General features: G+C 55.6%; 1 protein-coding gene. It reads right to left on the bottom strand.

The annotated features are described in order from the left end of the window. Positions 1-223 (bottom strand): response regulator transcription factor (locus tag FDX22_RS22090; RefSeq protein ID WP_146717776.1); only part of this gene is annotated, 223 nt, incomplete at both ends.

The following is a 223-nucleotide window of genomic DNA, read 5'->3' as shown; positions in this document are numbered from 1 at the left end:
CGCCCATACCGACCGATCGTACCGCCTGCACCAGTTCTTCTGGTCCACAGCGTTTGGTCAGATAACCGCTGGCACCGGCATCCAGCGCACTTTGCACAAACGTGGGTGAGTCATAGATGCTGAGAATGATGGCGCGAAAACCGGGTTTTTGCGCCCGCAGCCGTTTTAGCAGACTCAGACCATTTTCATCCGGCATGGCGATATCCATGACCGCAACATTGAC

This window comes from Citrobacter sp. TBCS-14, assembly GCF_005280805.1.
GTDB classification, from domain to species: Bacteria; Pseudomonadota; Gammaproteobacteria; order Enterobacterales; family Enterobacteriaceae; genus Citrobacter; species Citrobacter gillenii.
This window is presented reverse-complemented; position numbering and strand designations above follow the sequence as displayed.